General features: G+C 50.4%; 14 protein-coding genes, 1 tRNA gene and 2 pseudogenes. 11 read left to right on the top strand and 6 right to left on the bottom strand.

What is annotated here, in order from left to right; genetic code table 11:
• Positions 1-6 precede the first annotated feature (6 nt).
• Genes EL29_RS10850 through yejF form a run of 3 tightly spaced genes read left to right on the top strand, consistent with a single transcriptional unit; the run spans position 7 to position 3728 of the window.
• Positions 7-1101 carry a microcin C ABC transporter permease YejB gene (locus EL29_RS10850; protein WP_015699894.1) on the top strand — a complete coding sequence of 365 codons (1095 nt, stop codon included), beginning with the start codon at positions 7-9 and terminating at the stop codon, positions 1099-1101.
• Positions 1101-2123 (top strand): ABC transporter permease, encoded by a 1023-nt coding sequence (locus tag EL29_RS10855; protein WP_014605409.1) that lies wholly within the window; start codon positions 1101-1103, stop codon positions 2121-2123. The genes EL29_RS10850 and EL29_RS10855 overlap by 1 nt, the downstream gene beginning before the upstream one ends.
• On the top strand, positions 2124-3728 hold the full coding sequence (yejF, locus tag EL29_RS10860) for a microcin C ABC transporter ATP-binding protein YejF (RefSeq protein WP_028715362.1): 1605 nt from the start codon (positions 2124-2126) through the stop codon (positions 3726-3728).
• Here yejF and EL29_RS10865 read toward each other — a convergent pair.
• The 3 genes and pseudogenes from EL29_RS10865 to rsuA form a co-directional block, all read right to left on the bottom strand.
• A complete protein-coding gene (locus EL29_RS10865; protein ID WP_013026453.1) occupies positions 3715-4035 on the bottom strand; it encodes a YejG family protein in 321 nt (106 codons plus the stop codon). The two genes, yejF and EL29_RS10865, sit on opposite strands and share 14 nt — an antisense overlap.
• A gap of 265 nt (positions 4036-4300) precedes the next feature.
• Positions 4301-5496, bottom strand: a pseudogene (locus EL29_RS10870) (Bcr/CflA family multidrug efflux MFS transporter).
• A gap of 11 nt (positions 5497-5507) precedes the next feature.
• Positions 5508-6227: a 16S rRNA pseudouridine(516) synthase RsuA gene (gene rsuA, locus EL29_RS10875; protein ID WP_013026455.1), complete on the bottom strand. Its 720-nt coding sequence runs from the start codon at positions 6225-6227 to the stop codon at positions 5508-5510.
• A 155-nt stretch (positions 6228-6382) separates the two neighbouring features.
• Here rsuA and radD point away from each other — a divergent pair, with 155 nt between their 5' ends.
• Positions 6383-8137, top strand: a complete 1755-nt coding sequence (radD, locus tag EL29_RS10880) for a DNA repair helicase RadD (RefSeq protein WP_028715363.1) — start codon at positions 6383-6385, stop codon at positions 8135-8137.
• Between the two features lie 131 nt (positions 8138-8268).
• Positions 8269-8553 carry a 50S ribosomal protein L25 gene (rplY, locus tag EL29_RS10885; protein ID WP_013026457.1) on the top strand — a complete coding sequence of 95 codons (285 nt, stop codon included), beginning with the start codon at positions 8269-8271 and terminating at the stop codon, positions 8551-8553.
• A 92-nt stretch (positions 8554-8645) separates the two neighbouring features.
• On the opposite strand, the gene yejK is transcribed toward rplY, so the two are convergent.
• Entirely contained in the window at positions 8646-9650 is a 1005-nt protein-coding gene (yejK, locus tag EL29_RS10890) for a nucleoid-associated protein YejK (RefSeq protein ID WP_014594136.1), read from the bottom strand.
• A 158-nt stretch (positions 9651-9808) separates the two neighbouring features.
• Here yejK and EL29_RS10895 point away from each other — a divergent pair, with 158 nt between their 5' ends.
• The 6 genes and pseudogenes from EL29_RS10895 to EL29_RS23105 form a co-directional block, all read left to right on the top strand.
• Positions 9809-10033 carry a YejL family protein gene (locus EL29_RS10895; RefSeq protein ID WP_013026459.1) on the top strand — a complete coding sequence of 75 codons (225 nt, stop codon included), beginning with the start codon at positions 9809-9811 and terminating at the stop codon, positions 10031-10033.
• Between the two features lie 22 nt (positions 10034-10055).
• Positions 10056-11810, top strand: coding sequence for an LPS biosynthesis-modulating metalloenzyme YejM (gene yejM / locus EL29_RS10900; RefSeq protein ID WP_028715364.1), 1755 nt, complete (start codon positions 10056-10058; stop codon positions 11808-11810).
• 73 nt (positions 11811-11883) lie between these two features.
• A tRNA-Pro gene (locus EL29_RS10905) sits at positions 11884-11960 on the top strand.
• A 214-nt stretch (positions 11961-12174) separates the two neighbouring features.
• The gene (locus EL29_RS10910) at positions 12175-13419 is read left to right on the top strand and encodes an integrase domain-containing protein (protein ID WP_029571437.1); all 1245 of its coding nucleotides are present in this window, start codon (positions 12175-12177) and stop codon (positions 13417-13419) included.
• Between the two features lie 45 nt (positions 13420-13464).
• Entirely contained in the window at positions 13465-13875 is a 411-nt protein-coding gene (locus EL29_RS10915) for a hypothetical protein (RefSeq protein WP_028715366.1), read from the top strand.
• A gap of 193 nt (positions 13876-14068) precedes the next feature.
• Positions 14069-14223, top strand: a pseudogene (locus EL29_RS23105) (integrase); the annotation flags it as partial.
• Between the two features lie 253 nt (positions 14224-14476).
• Here the strand turns inward: EL29_RS23105 and EL29_RS10920 are convergent.
• Positions 14477-15196, bottom strand: a complete 720-nt coding sequence (locus tag EL29_RS10920; RefSeq protein ID WP_200870529.1) for a hypothetical protein — start codon at positions 15194-15196, stop codon at positions 14477-14479.
• Between the two features lie 530 nt (positions 15197-15726).
• Entirely contained in the window at positions 15727-15855 is a 129-nt protein-coding gene (locus EL29_RS23325) for a hypothetical protein (RefSeq protein ID WP_004170286.1), read from the bottom strand.
• Positions 15856-16474: the final 619 nt, after the last annotated feature.

The raw sequence follows: 16474 nt of genomic DNA on the forward strand, positions 1-16474 counted from the left end.
GGCAGGTTGGCAAGTTACTTTTTACGTAGACTGTTACTGATTATTCCTACCTTGTGGGCCATCATTACGCTCAACTTTTTTATTGTACAAATTGCGCCAGGCGGCCCGGTCGATCAGGCGCTGGCGAATATCCAGTTTGGCCAGACCAGCGGGCTGCCTGGTGCGGGCAGCGGTGAAGGCGGTGGCACCCAGGCCAGCCTGCATCGCGTCACGCCAGGGGATAATCAATACCGCGGCGCGCGCGGCCTGGACCCGGAGGTCATCGCAGAAATTGAGCGACGTTACGGCTTCGATAAACCTATCGGGGAGCGCTATCTCACCATGCTGTGGAACTATCTGCGCTTTGACTTTGGCGACAGCCTGTTTCGCAGTGCTTCCGTATTGCAGTTAATCAAACAGAGCCTGCCCGTCTCTGTCAGCCTTGGCCTGTGGAGTACCTTAATTATCTACCTGGTCTCCATCCCGCTGGGCATTAGAAAGGCGGTGCGTAACGGCAGTACCTTTGATGTCTGGAGCAGCACCTTCATCATTATTGGCTACTCCATTCCGGCGTTTCTGTTTGGCATTATGTTGATTGTTCTGTTTGCCGGCGGCAGCTATTTTGACTGGTTTCCCCTGCGCGGTCTGACGTCTCCACAGTTTGATTCGCTGCCCTGGTACGCCAGGGTAACCGATTATCTCTGGCACATTGCGCTACCGGTACTGGCGACGGTGATTGGCGGTTTTGCTACCTTAACTATGCTGACCAAAAATGCATTTCTGGATGAGATTCGCAAACAGTATGTGGTCACCGCCCGGGCTAAAGGCCTCTCAGAGCGGCGCATTCTTTACCATCATGTGTTTCGCAACGCGATGCTGCTGGTGATCGCCAGCTTTCCCGCCACCTTTATCAGCATGTTTTTTACCAGTTCGGTATTGATTGAGGTGATGTTCTCTCTTAATGGCCTGGGCCTGCTGGGTTTTGATGCGACGATCCAGCGCGATTATCCCGTGATGTTTGGCACCCTGTATATTTTCACCCTGATAGGTTTGCTGATGAATATCCTCAGTGATTTGACCTATACCCTGGTGGATCCCCGTATTGATTTTGAGGGCCGGTGATGCGTCTTTCTCCCCTGAATCAGCAGCGCTGGCAGCGCTTTCGTCATCACCGCCGTGGCTACTGGTCGCTGTGGATTTTTCTGTCTGTCTTTATGCTTTCCCTGTGCGCGGAATTCATTGCCAATGATAAACCGCTGCTGGTGCATTATCAGCAGCGCTGGTACGCTCCGCTGTTTTTTAACTATAGCGAAAGCGATTATGGTGGCCCGTTTGCCACGGCAGCGGATTATCAGGATCCCTGGTTGCAACAGCGCATTGAAAATCACGGCTGGGCGCTTTGGGCACCCATCCGTTTCGGTGCCAACAGTATTAATTTCGCTTCTCAGGTGCCCTTCCCTTCGCCGCCCTCCCGGCAGAACTGGCTGGGCACGGATGCCAACGGCGGCGATGTTATGGCGCGTCTGTTATATGGTCTGCGCATTTCACTCCTGTTTGGGGTGCTGCTGACGCTGTTTTCCAGCGTGATTGGGATCGTCATCGGTGCCATACAAGGCTACTTTGGCGGCAAGGTGGACCTGATAGGTCAACGCCTGATTGAGGTCTGGTCCGGGATGCCCTCGCTGTTTTTGCTGATCTTGCTTTCCAGCGTGATTCAGCCCAGCTTCTGGTGGCTGCTGCTGGTTACCGTGCTGTTTGGCTGGATGAGTTTGGTCAGCGTCGTACGTGCCGAGTTTCTGCGTACCCGTAACTTTGACTATATTCGGGCCGCGCAGGCGCTGGGCGTCAGTGACGGACGTATTATGCTGCGTCATATCCTGCCCAACGCCATGGTGGCAACCCTGACCTTTCTGCCTTTTATCCTGTGTGGCTCTATCACCACCTTAACCTCGCTGGATTTTCTCGGATTTGGTCTGCCCATCGGCTCTCCCTCTCTGGGAGAGCTGCTGCTGCAGGGGAAAAATAACCTGCAGGCCCCCTGGCTGGGTTTATCGGGCTTTTTTACGCTGGCGATTCTGCTGTCGCTGCTCATTTTCATTGGCGAAGCCGTGCGCGACGCCTTTGATCCCAGTAAAGGAGTCTGAATGAGCACCCCGCTGCTTGCTGTTAACCATCTCTCCATCGCCTTTCGTCAGGGCAAACAGCTGTATCAGGTGGTGGACGATGTCTCGCTGCATATAGAGGCAGGAGAAACCCTAGCCCTGGTGGGCGAATCCGGTTCCGGAAAAAGCGTTACCGCCCTGTCGATCATGCGGCTGCTGCACGCGTCCGCCGTCGCCTATCCTCAGGGCGAAATTCTGCTGGCAGGCGAAGACCTGCTCAAGGCGTCGGCGCAGCGACTCCGCGGCCTGCGGGGTAATCAGATGGCGATGATTTTTCAGGAACCCATGGTGTCACTCAACCCTTTGCACAGTATTGAAAAGCAGCTATATGAAGTGCTTTCTCTACATCGCGGCATGCGACGCGAGCCCGCGCGAGCGGAAATCCTGCGCTGCCTCGATCGCGTGGGTATTCGCCAGCCGGCCTCCCGCCTGAACGCTTTTCCACATCAGCTCTCCGGGGGCGAGCGCCAGCGTGTGATGATCGCGATGGCCCTGCTGACCCAGCCGAGGCTGCTGATTGCCGATGAACCGACCACCGCGCTTGATGTCACCGTTCAGGCGCAGATCCTTGGCCTGCTGCGCGAACTGCAACAGGAACTGAATATGGGCATGCTGTTTATTACCCATAACCTGAAGATTGTTCGCCAACTGGCAGACAGCGTCAGCGTGATGCGCTCTGGTCGGGTGGTTGAGCATAACGCCGGCCAGCGCCTGCTAACACAGCCTCAGCACGCCTACACGAAGCAGCTGCTGGCAGCCGATCCGGAAGGTCGTGCAGTGCCGCTCCCTGCGGATACGCCGGTTATTCTTAAGGTGGACAACCTGCGCGTCAGTTTTCCCCTGCGTCAGGGCCTGTTTAAACGTAAAACAGGCGAAAAAATTGCAGTAGAGAATCTTAGCTTTAGCCTGAAACGAGGCGAAAGTCTGGGATTAGTAGGCGAGTCAGGCTCAGGTAAAAGCACCACCGGTATGGCGTTGTTGCGTCTTATTGCCGCTCAGGGGGAGGTCTGGTTTGACAATCAGCCGCTGCATCAGCTGTCGAGAAAAGCGCTGTTGCCGCTGCGTCGACGCATTCAGGTCGTTTTTCAGGATCCTAATTCTGCGCTGAACCCCCGAATGACGGTTCAGCAGATCGTTGCCGAAGGTCTGGCCGTGCATTATCCACACCTGAGTGCCGCACAACAGGACGAACGGGTCAAAGCGGTCATGACCGAGGTCGGGCTGGACGCGGAAAGCCGCCATCGCTATCCAGCTGCGTTTTCCGGCGGTCAGCGTCAGCGAATCGCTATTGCGCGCGCCCTTATTCTTGAACCGGAGCTGCTGATACTGGATGAGCCAACCTCCTCACTCGACCGCTCCGTACAAAAACAGATTCTGACGCTGCTACGGGGATTACAGCAGCAGCGTCAGCTGAGTTATCTGTTTATCAGTCACGATTTGGAAGTGGTGCGATCGCTCTGCCATCAGCTCATCGTACTGCGTCAGGGCGAGGTCGTTGAACAAGGCGACTGTGAGACACTCTTTGCCACACCTGCACAGGCTTATACCCGCGAGCTGCTCGGCTCCGTTTCGCTCAGTGACCGATGAAGGTTTCCGCAATCGCCACGCCTTGATTTTTCAGGCAGCAGTTCGTGGCGCTCTCATCACAACGGCGGATAAAAAGGCAGGGCTGCCCTTCGCACTCAGCGATTTTGCCGTCAACCTGAATGGCGGCCAGCATGTCTTTCAGTTCCCGCAGAATCTCCCATGCCGGAACACCATCATGGCTTATCAGCCGGAGCGCAATAACGTCATGCTCTTCTGAGCCCGCATCGTCGGTTTCAATCACGGCATGACGATCGCTAATCCAGCGAAACCGCTGCGGCAGGCGATGCACAACCGAAAGTTGCAACATAGTGATCCCTATCTCCAGAGAATGAAGCGCAATTCACAACCAATGGTGTCAGCCTGCAGAGTGGGTAAAGTCTGCTTAACGCGCCGATCCGCAATCGCCCGGTAGAGCAAATTTGCGAGTTAAATCTCACTTTGGGCTATATGTACCGCGTTTAATGATAACTAACAATCATTTTAGTCCCAATACGATTACTTTATTTGCTATTTTTTTTCACAAATAAGAAACATTTTTGACTAAGCGGAAAAAGAGGATGGCAGACGCCCGCTTAGCGGGCGACGGTACGCGGACGTGAGGCGTAGAGAAATAACGAAACGGAGATTGTCGCGCACAGTGCAATGGTTCCCACCATGGGCCAGGCACTGTTGAAGCTGAACAGGGAGAGCAGCGCCCCCGCCAGCGCACCCACGCCAAAACGCAAGGTGCCCGCCAGAGAAGAGGCCGTACCGGCCATATGCGGAAACTCATCAAGGATACCGCCATAGCATTTGACGACACCATCGACACGCAGCCGATGAACATTGCAATGCCTAATACCAGCGGCAGGAACCCCAGATCGAAAGCGCTGACGATCAACAGCCAGATGCCCATAGCAAACTGCACCAACAATCCGAAGCGAAACAGGACCACGGGGCCAAAACGGCGCACTGCCCGGCTGTTAATCAGCGTCATGATGAACAAAAACACAATATTCAGACCGAAGTAGTAGCCAAAACTCTGCGGTGAAATGTGATTCAGTTCGATGTAAACAAAGGGGCCAGCGTTGAGAAAGGTAAACAGCCCCGCAAACGAGAATCCGCTCGATAACATATAGCTGAACGCGCGCTTGTGGCGAAACAGGATAACGAAGTTACCTAGCGTGGTGCGCAGGTGAAAGCGCTGTCGCTGCTCAGGTTTAAGGGTTTCGCGAATCTGGGTTGCCACCAGCACAGTGGTGATAACCGCCGCTATCGACAGCGTCCAGAAAATGGCGTGCCAGCTCCAGACTAACAGCAGCCAGCCGCCGATGATGGGCGCCAGCAGCGGTGCGATGGTGGTAATCAACATGACGAACGACATCATGCGTGAGAAGTCTTCTTTCGAGTAACTGTCACGCATCAACGCATTGATCACGACGCTGGCCGCCGCTGCCGCCAGACCGTGTAAAAAACGCATCGCAATCAGTTGTTCAATCGACTGCGAAAGTGCGCAGGCTGCCGCTGCGCAGGCAAATATCAGGGTGCCGAGCGTAATCACCGGCTTGCGGCCATAGCTGTCGGCGAGCGGACCGTAGATCAACTGACCGATGGCAAAACCCAGGATATAAAGATTGAGCGTCATCTGAACGCTACCGGCGGACACGGCAAACTGGCGCGCAATTTGTGGCATTGCAGGCAGATACATATCTATCGACAACGGCATCAACATCGCTAACAGGCCGAGGATGACGACCAGCCCCATTGGCGAATTCTTTTCCTTACGCACCAGGTTTCTCGCTATTTTTGTTTAAGTTCATCCGGTAAGCCAATGCTGGCTATCTCTTCTTCCGTTAACGGGCGGTATTCACCCGGTTCCAGCGCCTCGTCCAGCACAATCTCACCAATGCGCTCGCGGTGCAGGCCAACGACCCGGTTACCCACGGCTGCAAACATGCGTTTGACCTGGTGATAGCGGCCTTCGCTCAAGGTCAGCAGCACTTCCGTGGGGGTGATGACCTCAAGCTGAGCGGGTTTAGTCAGGCTTTTTTCATTATGCAGCTGCACCCCGGCGCTGAACTGTGCGGCCGTGTCATCGCTCACCGGCGCTTCCAGCGTTACCCGATAAGTTTTCTCACAATGGTGGCGCGGTGAGGTAATGCGATGTGACCACTGACCGTCGTCCGTCAGCAGGACTAAACCGGTGGTATCAATATCCAGCCGGCCCGCGGCATGCAGCTTAAACGCCATCGGTTCTTCAATGAAATAGACGATGGTGGGATGATCGGGATCGTCCGTTGAGCAGACATAGCCCTGAGGTTTGTTCAGCATAAAGTAGCGCGGCCCGGTCTGCATCTGCAATACATTGCCGTCATACTCAACCTCATGATCGGGCTGGAGTTTGAAAGCGGTGTCGCGCACCACATCACCGTTAACGGTAACACGTTGACCACGGATTTCACGTGCGGCGATGGCACGGCTGATTTCCAGTTGCTGAGAGATGAATTTGTCGAGTCGCATGAATTCGTTTTGCCTGTTACTGCGGAGGGAAACTAAAACGGCATTTTTAACCGTTGAAAAAGTAGGGGAAGTATAGCCTGATCTGCGCCTCGCTGACAGCGCGTTTATTGTGGATTCGTGGCATAATTGCGGCAGGTTTTACAAAAGTGAACAGCATGTCTTTTACCTTACGCCCTTATCAACAGGAAGCGGTCGATGCCACCCTCGCCCACTTCCGTCGTCATCCTGAACCTGCCGTGATCGTTCTGCCCACCGGGGCCGGAAAAAGCCTGGTGATCGCCGAGCTGGCGCGCCTGGCTCGAGGTCGGGTGCTGGTGCTGGCGCACGTTAAAGAGCTGGTGGCGCAAAATCACAGCAAGTATCAGGCTTACGGACTTGAGGCTGACATCTTTGCGGCAGGATTGCAGCGCAAAGAAAGCCAGCGGAAAGTCGTGTTCGGTAGCGTCCAGTCTGTTGCACGTAATCTCAGCCTGTTTGACCGCGCCTTTTCGCTGGTGATTGTTGATGAGTGCCACCGCATTGGTGATGACAAAGCGAGCCAGTATCAGCAAATTTTCAATCACCTGCGCCAGCATAATCCTCAGTTGCGTCTGCTCGGCCTGACCGCAACACCGTTTCGCCTGGGCAAAGGCTGGATCTACCGTTTTCATTATCACGGTATGGTTCGGGGCGACGAGCAGGCCCTGTTTCGCGACTGCATCTATGAACTGCCCCTGCGCTATATGATCAAGCATCAGTTTCTGGTGCCGCCGGAACGGCTGGATATGCCGGTGGTTCAGTATGATTTCAGCCGCCTCACCGCTCAGGCAAATGGTCTGTTCAACGAAGCCGACCTGAATCGGGAACTCAAACAGCAGCAGCGGGTGACGCCCCATATTATCCAGCAGATTGTGGAATTTGCCGAGGATCGCCACGGCGTGATGATTTTTGCCGCCACCGTCGAACACGCGCGCGAAATTTTGGGCCTGCTGCCTGAAAACAGCGCGCTGGTGTCGGCAGAAACTCACGCGAAAGATCGGGATGCGCTAATCGCGGCGTTTAAAGCCCAGCAGCTTAAGTTTCTGGTCAACGTTGCGGTGCTAACCACCGGCTTCGATGCGCCGCATGTGGATCTGATCGCGATCCTGCGCCCTACCGAGTCAGTCAGCCTGTATCAACAGATTGTCGGGCGCGGTCTGCGCCTGTCGCCCGGCAAAAAAGACTGCCTGATTCTGGACTATGCCGGTAATCCTCACGATCTGTTTACGCCTGAAGTGGGCGCACCGAAAGGGAAAAGTGACAATCAGCCCGTGCAGGTATTTTGCCCGGCCTGCGGCTTCGCCAATACCTTCTGGGGCAAGGCCACGAGCGATGGCATGGTGATTGAGCACTTTGGCCGACGTTGTCAGGGCGTACTGGAAGACGACGACGGCGGGCGCGAGCAGTGTGACTACCGCTTTCGGTTTAAGAACTGCCCGGCGTGCAACGCGGAAAACGACATCGCCGCGCGCCGCTGCCGCGAATGCGACAAGATTCTGGTCGATCCTGACGATATGCTTAAAGCCGCGCTGAAGCTGAAAGATGCGCGCGTTCTGCGCTGCGGCGGCATGACGCTGGAACAGGGCCGCGACGACAAAGGCGAATGGTTGAAAGCCACCTATTTCGATGAAGACGGCACCAGCGTCAGTGAGCGGTTTCGTCTGCAAACGCCCGCACAGCGCAAGGCGTTTGAGCACCTGTTTATGCGCCCGCATCAGCGCGCGCCCGGCGTGCCGCTGGGCTGGCAAACCGCCGCCGATGTGCTGGCCCTGCAGCCTCTTCTGCGCCATCCCGATTTTGTGGTGGCCCGTGCCAAAGGCCAGTTCTGGCAGATTCGCGAAAAGCTGTTTGACTACCAGGGGCGCTTTCGCCGCGCTAACGAACTGCGCTAAGCCTTATTAGCGTTTGCCCCTGTAGGGGATTACCGCTATAATGCCGCCCGCTTTTGCATGTGCATAAGCGGTGTTGAATAACCCTTCTGTTACTGGGTCGCCTGTAGCAGAAATCATAAAGAGACGTATTAATGTTCACTATCAATGCAGTAGAACGTAAAGAGCAGGGTAAGGGTGCGAGCCGCCGCCTGCGCGCAGCAAACCGCTTCCCGGCCATCATTTATGGTGGTTCAGAAGCCGCTGTTGCTATCGACCTCGACCACGACCAGGTGATGAACCTGCAAACCAAGCCAGGCTTCTACGAAGAAGTGCTGACTCTGGTGGTTGACGGTAAAGAAACCAAAGTTAAAGTGCAGGCTGTTCAGCGTCATCCGTTCAAGCCAAAACTGCACCACATCGACTTCGTTCGCGCTTAATCGCCGAATGCGTTGAAAGTAGAAGGGCCGGTTGCGAAACCGGCCCTTTTATTTTGCCTGTTATCCGCCAGAACGCCGGATCGGGCAGATGCTTATTTACTGCTGGTGCGGCGTTGCAGCTGCTCACGCAGGTTAGGCGGTGTTCCTTTGATGGTCAGCGTATCGGTGACCGGATCCCAGAAAATGCGCTCGCCAAGCAACAGGGCATCGAAGTTCAGGGTCAGCCCCCCACCGCTACCGGCAAACTTGGTTAACTGACGTAACGTACTGCGATCTGCCGGGAAATGCTCTTCCAGGTCATAGCCCTGCTCCTGAGTAAAGGCTTCAAACGTCTTTTCACCCAGTGGCGGCAGCTCACCTGATAACGCTTTCAGCGCGATCTCTTCCCCAGCCTGAAGCTGTTCATTACAGTAGCTGTAAACCTGCTGACGGTAGTTTTGTCGTTCATTCTTATCCAGATTCGACTCGTCACAATAGTCATCTACCGCCTGTAACAGCCCCCGGTTCTGCGCCTTGGCATCCAGTCCGACTTCCGCCCCCAGAAAATCCATGAAGAAATCAGAAACTTTTCGCCCTACCCGTCCACGCAGGAAGGTGAGGTAGCGCGTCGATTCAGGGCTGGTTTCCCACTCGGTAAGATCGATTCGTGCCACAATATCGGCGTGATTGATATCCAGATAGTGGGTACTGCTGATATCCATCTGTTCGTTGACGCGCATACTCGACTGGCTGTTTAACACCGCCACCAGCAAGTATTCTACCGCCAGATAGCGGTACTGGATAAACAGCACTACGCCGCCTTCGGCGAAAGGATATTTTGCCAGTTCATCACGCAGGCGTCCGGTAGCAGCCCGGCTAAAAGCGAGAAAATCATCGTTACCCTTGCGGCAGTTGCGCAGTGCATCTGCCAGTTCGCTTTCAGCATTAAACAGCCCGTAAGCTTTACTTTTTGCACTGTATACACGGTGCAGCTCTTCCACCATCGCCTCGACGGTATTGGTGGCCGGCAGTAACGAATCACGAAGCACCAGCTCTAACTGATTTTCATCACGTTTGATTAACTGGTGCAAGGCAATCTGGTCGATATCCAGACTCATGGTAAACTCTCCTAATAGCACAGGCGCGTATTCAAACACCGCCAGCAGCAGCTTTCAACTCCATGCACAACCCGAACACCGCGCTTTCGATAAATTTGCGGAAAAAAGTGCGCTGTTCCGGTACTATATCGCCTTTTGAGACGAGATAAGTTTTCGCTATGCCACAATCATCCCGTTACAGCGACCAACGCGTTGAACAACTCCTCGCGGAAATGGCGCAGGTTTTGCAAAAAGACCAGGCGCCAACCGACCTTTCCCTGATGGTACTGGGGAACATGGTAACCAATCTGATCAACAGCGATGTTGCTCCCGCGCAACGCCGCTCTCTGGCCCGTTCTTTTGCTGATGCCCTGCAGGCGTCGGTAGACGACAGCGCCCATTAATTCGCTAATCTGACGTCAAACTATGGTAACCAACCGACAGCGCTACCGCGAAAAAGTCTCCCAGATGATTAGCTGGGGACACTGGTTTGCCCTGTTCAATATCTTTTTCGCGCTCATTCTGGGTAGCCGCTATCTGTTGGTTGCCGACTGGCCTGCTTCACTGGCTGGGCGCATTTATGCGTACAGCAGCTGGATTGGTCACTTCAGCTTTATTGTATTTGCCGTTTATCTGCTGATTATCTTCCCGCTGACGTTTGTGGTGATGTCGCAACGTCTGATGCGGGTGATTTCGACGGTGGTCGCGACCGCCGGTTTGACACTGCTGATGGTCGACAGCGCCGTCTTTAACCGTTTCCATTTACACCTTAATCCGGTGGTGTGGGAACTGGTGATTAACCCCGATCAAAGTGAGATGGCGCGCGACTGGCAGCTGATGTTTATCGGCGTGCCGCTCATTTTTCTGGTGGAGATTCTGTTTGCCACCTGGAGCTGGCAGAAGCTGCGTAGCCTAAACCGCCGTTCGTTTGGTAAGCCGCTGGCCGCCCTTTTTATCAGCGCCTTTTTTGCCAGTCATTTGATGTATATCTGGGCGGACGCTAATTTTTATCGCCCGATCACGATGCAACGTGCGAATCTGCCCCTTTCTTATCCGATGACCGCCCGTCGCTTTCTTGAGCGTCACGGCTTGCTGGATGCGCAGGAATATCAGCGCCGTCTGGTGCAGCAAGGCGATCCTGAGGCTGCGGCAGTGCAGTATCCGCTCAGCGATATCACCTTTGCGGACAAAGGCTCACGCGATAACCTGTTGGTCATTACGGTGGATGGTCTGAACAATGCCAGTGCCGATAACGCCCTGCCGGCGTTGAACCAGTTTGCCAGCCAGAACGTGCGCTTTACCCAGCATTTCAGCGCCGGGGACAACGCAGAAAAAGGCCTGTTTGGCCTGTTCTACGGCATCTCCCCGAGTTATATGAACGGTGTTCTGGCACAGCGGACGCCGTCTGCCCTGCTTACTGCACTGAGCACCCAGGGCTATCAGTTTGGCCTGTTCTCGTCAGAGGGTTTTAGTCAGCCGCTGTATCGTCAGGCGCTGCTGTCCGACTACTCTCTGCCCCCCAGCGAGGAGCAGCCCAATGCCAGCACCGTTTCACAATGGCAAAGCTGGCTGAGTGCCCAAAAAGGCGATGGTACGCCCTGGTTCTCCTGGGTGGCGCTGAACGGCCCAACGGTAAGCGGTGATAACGACAAAGCACGTCAGCGAAGCTATATGCGGCAGGCTCCTGCCCTCAATGAACAGATTCAGGCCATCCTTACCACACTGCAACAACGTGACTTACTGAAAAACACCGTGGTGGTCATTACCGCTCAGCATGGTGTGGCGCTGGATGGCAATCCGGACAACGAAGGCAATCGCCAGACCTTGCAGGTGCCACTGGTTATTCACTGGCCGGACACGCCCGCGCAGACGGTGACTCGGCTTTCCGATCATCAGGACGTGATGGTGACCCTGATGCAGCGCCTGCTGCATGTGCGCACTAATCCGGTCAACTATGCTCAAGGCGAAGATCTGTTTGCTGCTCAGCGTCGTCATGACTGGGTCACCAGTAGCGAAGATAATAAGCTGGTCATTACCACGCCTAAAATCACGTTGGTGCTGAACAATAACGGCAGCTACCGTGCTTACGACGCCAGTGGAAATGTACTGAAAGATCACAAACCGGAACTCGCGCTCTTGTTGCAGGTGCTCACAGAAGAGAAACGTTTTATCGCTAACTGATTAATAATGAGGCAGTTAGTTGCCTGATCGCTTGCATTCGTGCAGAGAATCAGTAGACTAGCTTTCCAAAGTTCGGCACGTAGCGCAGCCTGGTAGCGCACTGTCATGGGGTGTCAGGGGTCGGAGGTTCAAATCCTCTCGTGCCGACCAAATTATCCCAACGTTTTGTCTGGTGAAGTCCAGAGAGAACCATAAAAAACAGTTTAAACAGTAGGTTGTTGAAATCTGCTGTTTTTCTGTTGTCTAGTGAAATCCTGATTGATACAGTGGAATCCACCTGATTTAGGCATACCCATGGGCATACGTTTTTAAGACTGCCTTTTGATATGCCTAAGCCTTCCGAGGAACAGAATGGAGACTGCTCATGGCAAGACAGACCAAGCCCTTAAACAATACCGAAGTGAAGAACGCCAAAGCTGCTGGACGAGCATTGGTTCTTTATGACGGGGATGGTCTGGAACTGCAGGTAACTCCCGGAGGCTCAAAACTCTGGCGGTTTCGTTATTACAAACCCTTCACTCGTAAACGGGCCATGATCAGCTTTGGTTCATACCCTTCCGTTTCGCTTTCTGAAGCTCGCCAAAATCGTGAATCAGCCCGCGCTCTTCTCAGCAAAGACGTCGACCCTCAAGAGCACAAAAAGGCAGAGCAACTTCGTCAGAAGAATGTGAGTGAAAGTACGTTTGAAAAAGTTGCAGCTGAGTGGTTTAAGACCAAAGAGGCAGCAGGATTAACAACCCATACGCTTAACGATATCTGGCGCTCAATGAGTAAATATGTGTTCCCACATATTGGCTCTATGCCCATTTCCAGCATTACAGCCCAACAATTCATTGGCTCTCTTAGCCCAACTCATGCAGCAGGCAGACTCGAAACTGTTAAAAGGTTGAGTCAGCGTATTAACGAGGTTATGGATTACGCTTTGAACTCTGGCTTAGTCACGTCAAACCCAGCGGCAAAAATCGGTAAGACATTCCATAAGCCAAAAGTAAAACACCGCCCTGCCCTCTTACCTGAACAGCTACCTCTGCTTATGAAGAATCTCGCATTTGCGAGTATTGGCAGACAGACGCGCTGTCTTATCGAATGGCAGCTCCTTACAATGACACGACCGGCAGAAGCGGCGATGACACGCTGGGATGAGATCAACTTCGAGACGAAGGAATGGCGCATTCCTGCTGGTCGCATGAAAATGAAACGTGTGCATATTGTACCGCTGTCTGAGCAGGCACTTGCTGTGCTAGAAGTTATGAAGCCAATTAGCCAGCACAGACCACACGTTTTTCCCGGTTACCGTAATCCCCTGGAACCAATGAACAGTCAGACGGCAAACATGGCGCTGAAGCGTATGGGCTTCAAAGATATGCTTGTAGCGCATGGTATGAGATCGATTGCTTCAACGGTTCTCAACGAGAAAGGCTTTCAACCTGACGTCATTGAAGCAGCACTGGCTCACATTGATACCAATGAGGTCAGGAGAGCATATAACCGTTCTCAGTATCTTGATCAACGAAGAGAAATGATGGCTTGGTGGGGAAAGCATGTTGATTTAGCGGCAAGCGGGTGCCTAAGCGTCACAGCTCTTTTTGAAGATTCAAGAAATAATTAATTCTGAAATTTATTAGCTAAAATCGAGTTTAGGAAGAAAAATATCATGGATACTTTTATAAAAATTTTGGAAAAATTTAGTACACGCCCATTACTCTACATTTTTGGAGGGCTATCGACATGCTCAATTTTTCAGAAAACAACAGCATTACAAGAACCTTCGATAACGAATATATCAAAATTACTTGCTGGAATGGTAATCGCGTGTTTAATATTTCTTGCAATTGAAAAGTTAATCAATAAATTTAATGAGACTCTTCAATCAAATGATCCCGCCGACATAGGCCCTATTTTAGGCTCTGCAGCGCTTGCTGTTTATTTAGTATTTACGCTTCATTACCTTGGCAACTCTATTAACCCTCTAAACACCACCTTATTAATAAAACCAGGATTTATTTATTCCACCACTTTATTACTATTTTCATTAGAGATGTTTAAACTAAACCGATTCGGATAGAATAGCGGTGATATAAAAGCCTCAAATGCATCTATTCTATTAATTATGTCCAACTAATCTATTTGCATGAAAAGCTGTCATGTAAACATAATCACAATAGGATTCGGGTGAGAGTTTACAGCTCGCGGCATGAGTTCTATAGAAAGGACAGCAGCAGAATACGGCAAGTTAAAAATTGAATCTGTTGAAGTTAAGAGACGCCGTAGAGAGACAAATAAGCCATCAAGAGCGAAATAGCGTTTGGGAAACTTACATCCATAAACCAGAATGTTTAGAAGAGCGAAACTCATGTTGCAATGGTGGGCTGACTATCTGGAAGCCTGTAGGGTGAGAACGCTAACGCCATAAAACCTTTCTAAAAAGCTATGTATTAATTTCTAAAATCACTTGGGTTAAAATGGGCATAACCCTAATTATTCGAACATTCTGATTAGCATCATATTTCATTATCACTTTATGTGTTTTATTGAAATAACACTCCATAAAACATATTTAATACCAAACAGCTAAAATTCAGTGTATTGTTAAAAATACTAATATTTTATATATTAGTGTTAAAACAAAAGCATCTTATATCATGCAAGATAAAGACTCAGAAGAATTACTGATCGTTTGAATTTTTTTGGCGATGTGCACGGAATCGTTCTTCAAAAAAAACAATTATACCAGGATAGTGCTTCCTATTAAGCGAATAATTCTTATTACCTAATTTAGGGAAAACATAAGCATAGTTAGCATTTTTCATAGGGTTCCCAGAAAAAATATGATGGCTGCTTAACCAATCGTTGACAGCTTTCTCTACTTTTACAGGACATACCTCAGTACCACCAACCTCTTCGTTAAGAACTTCATTTACTGGTATATAGGGAACAATAAATGTTACAGCAAATCGACGATACGCTTCCTTTTTACTCAAGTCTCCAGAATCCTCCCAAGCCCTTCGCATCGCACGAGCAATATAAGTATTGCCATCGGAACGAGACCCAATAGACTGCACAGTTTGCTTTGCTTCAATTGCAAAACTACTGTTTGGGGACTGAACAAACAAATCACAACGACCATGGCGCAGAGACCCGCTATCAACCCCAGGTACAAGAGTGCGGTAACGCTTCATCGTAGAAAACTCTTCCAAAGCGAGCCAATTTTTCAGCGTCCATGAGGCTCCAGCTAAAACACTTAGCGAAGCCCTTTCATTATACCACCATGGGTTATCATACTCATTAGTTGAGGTATAACGTATGATGGCATTAATCCAAGCATTTAGAAGGTTTTGTAACTCATCATCACTTTTATAAACCTGAATTGCTTTAATAGTTTTCACTTATTTTAAGCCTTGCATCTAAAAATTAACGATAATTTTTTTATTTAAAAAACCAAAATCGATATGAAATATTATTTATATGGTTATCAAAAGGTCAATAAGCAACCACCTCTACTTGTGAAATTTGAAATGCAAGCTTTATGGCTTAACTGACGACCAAACGTGAAAGTTGTGTGCAGCCACCTCAGCTAAAAAATAAAATCGGGATACTCATATACTGGGGAAGGTCTCCATGAATATTACCAAAATAATTTTCAGGAAGAGCATTTTTATTAATGCCACTAAGATAACTGGATTCAATGCGATAAAAAATTGATTTTAACGATTTCTTTCGAACCACTACATTTACCTATTAATAGGCATAACTCACTCCTGAACGAAAAAAATCAACCTAACAAAAGAACATAAATTTCATCGATAAATAATAATTTAGGCCTTAATTAAAAAACCCACATAATCATCTAAATTTTTATTGTACTTTAAACAAAAAAAGCCCCGCAAGGCTTTTAATTGTTACTAGTTAGAAATTACTAAGGTTTGGAATTTTTACTAGGTTTTACCTTTGGGTTATTTCCCGGAGTTTTTTTGTTATCACGTTGACGCTGATCAGGTTGTCCTGTTGAATCAGCAATTCGTTTCGGACCAGGCTTAAGTGCCATAGAAATTCTCCTGTGAATGTTTGAAAGGGAATCCTTCCGTTCAAAATATGATCAATAGTTGGCTGTATCAAGAAATCTTTTGACAAACTGATAGGGATTTGATCAAGGTCTAATTTTTAAGAGTTCATAGCAAGATGAACATAGATACAACTAATGCTAAATCTCGTTCTGACCGAGATACTATCTGAGTGTCGTATTGCTTGGCTGGAGTGGAGGGTTACACTCGAATCCAGCCGGGTTTAGACACATAATCTGAGTAGTGAATAAACATTACTGGAGTCATACGTAACTCGCTTCAAGAACTACTGACAGGATTTAAAATCACCTCACAAAATTCTGCAATAAAATTAGATACTTGTGCAGGTTAACTTTAGTTATATCTGGAAACTAGTTCTTGGTAGCCACTTAAAGCATTCAATAAATTACCTAATAATGCATCTATACCTACATTAGGCATAAAAATTTCTAAGCCCAACCTGATCTTTTTCACAACGTTATGCTGTGTGGATATAAGTTACCACCAACTTGGCTACCTATTTCCTGACCTTTAAAGCATCAAAGCATCAATCTTACTTATGTCAAACTCCTTTAACCTTAGCTACAACTTGTACGGAATTTT

Origin of the sequence: Pantoea ananatis LMG 2665 (genome assembly GCF_000710035.2) — a bacterium.
Classification (GTDB): domain Bacteria; phylum Pseudomonadota; class Gammaproteobacteria; order Enterobacterales; family Enterobacteriaceae; genus Pantoea; species Pantoea ananatis.

Bases quoted from the DNA above. Each gene is read 5' to 3' on its own strand.
- rplY (WP_013026457.1), top strand. From the start codon at position 8,269: ATGTTCACTATCAATGCAGTAGAACGTAAAGAGCAGGGTAAGGGTGCG.
- EL29_RS10855 (WP_014605409.1), top strand. From the start codon at position 1,101: ATGCGTCTTTCTCCCCTGAATCAGCAGCGCTGGCAGCGCTTTCGTCAT.
- EL29_RS10915 (WP_028715366.1), top strand. From the start codon at position 13,465: ATGGATACTTTTATAAAAATTTTGGAAAAATTTAGTACACGCCCATTA.
- yejF (WP_028715362.1), top strand. From the start codon at position 2,124: ATGAGCACCCCGCTGCTTGCTGTTAACCATCTCTCCATCGCCTTTCGT.
- yejK (WP_014594136.1), bottom strand. From the start codon at position 9,650: ATGAGTCTGGATATCGACCAGATTGCCTTGCACCAGTTAATCAAACGT.
- yejM (WP_028715364.1), top strand. From the start codon at position 10,056: ATGGTAACCAACCGACAGCGCTACCGCGAAAAAGTCTCCCAGATGATT.
- rsuA (WP_013026455.1), bottom strand. From the start codon at position 6,227: ATGCGACTCGACAAATTCATCTCTCAGCAACTGGAAATCAGCCGTGCC.
- EL29_RS10865 (WP_013026453.1), bottom strand. From the start codon at position 4,035: ATGTTGCAACTTTCGGTTGTGCATCGCCTGCCGCAGCGGTTTCGCTGG.
- radD (WP_028715363.1), top strand. From the start codon at position 6,383: ATGTCTTTTACCTTACGCCCTTATCAACAGGAAGCGGTCGATGCCACC.
- EL29_RS23325 (WP_004170286.1), bottom strand. From the start codon at position 15,855: ATGGCACTTAAGCCTGGTCCGAAACGAATTGCTGATTCAACAGGACAA.
- EL29_RS10910 (WP_029571437.1), top strand. From the start codon at position 12,175: ATGGCAAGACAGACCAAGCCCTTAAACAATACCGAAGTGAAGAACGCC.
- EL29_RS10895 (WP_013026459.1), top strand. From the start codon at position 9,809: ATGCCACAATCATCCCGTTACAGCGACCAACGCGTTGAACAACTCCTC.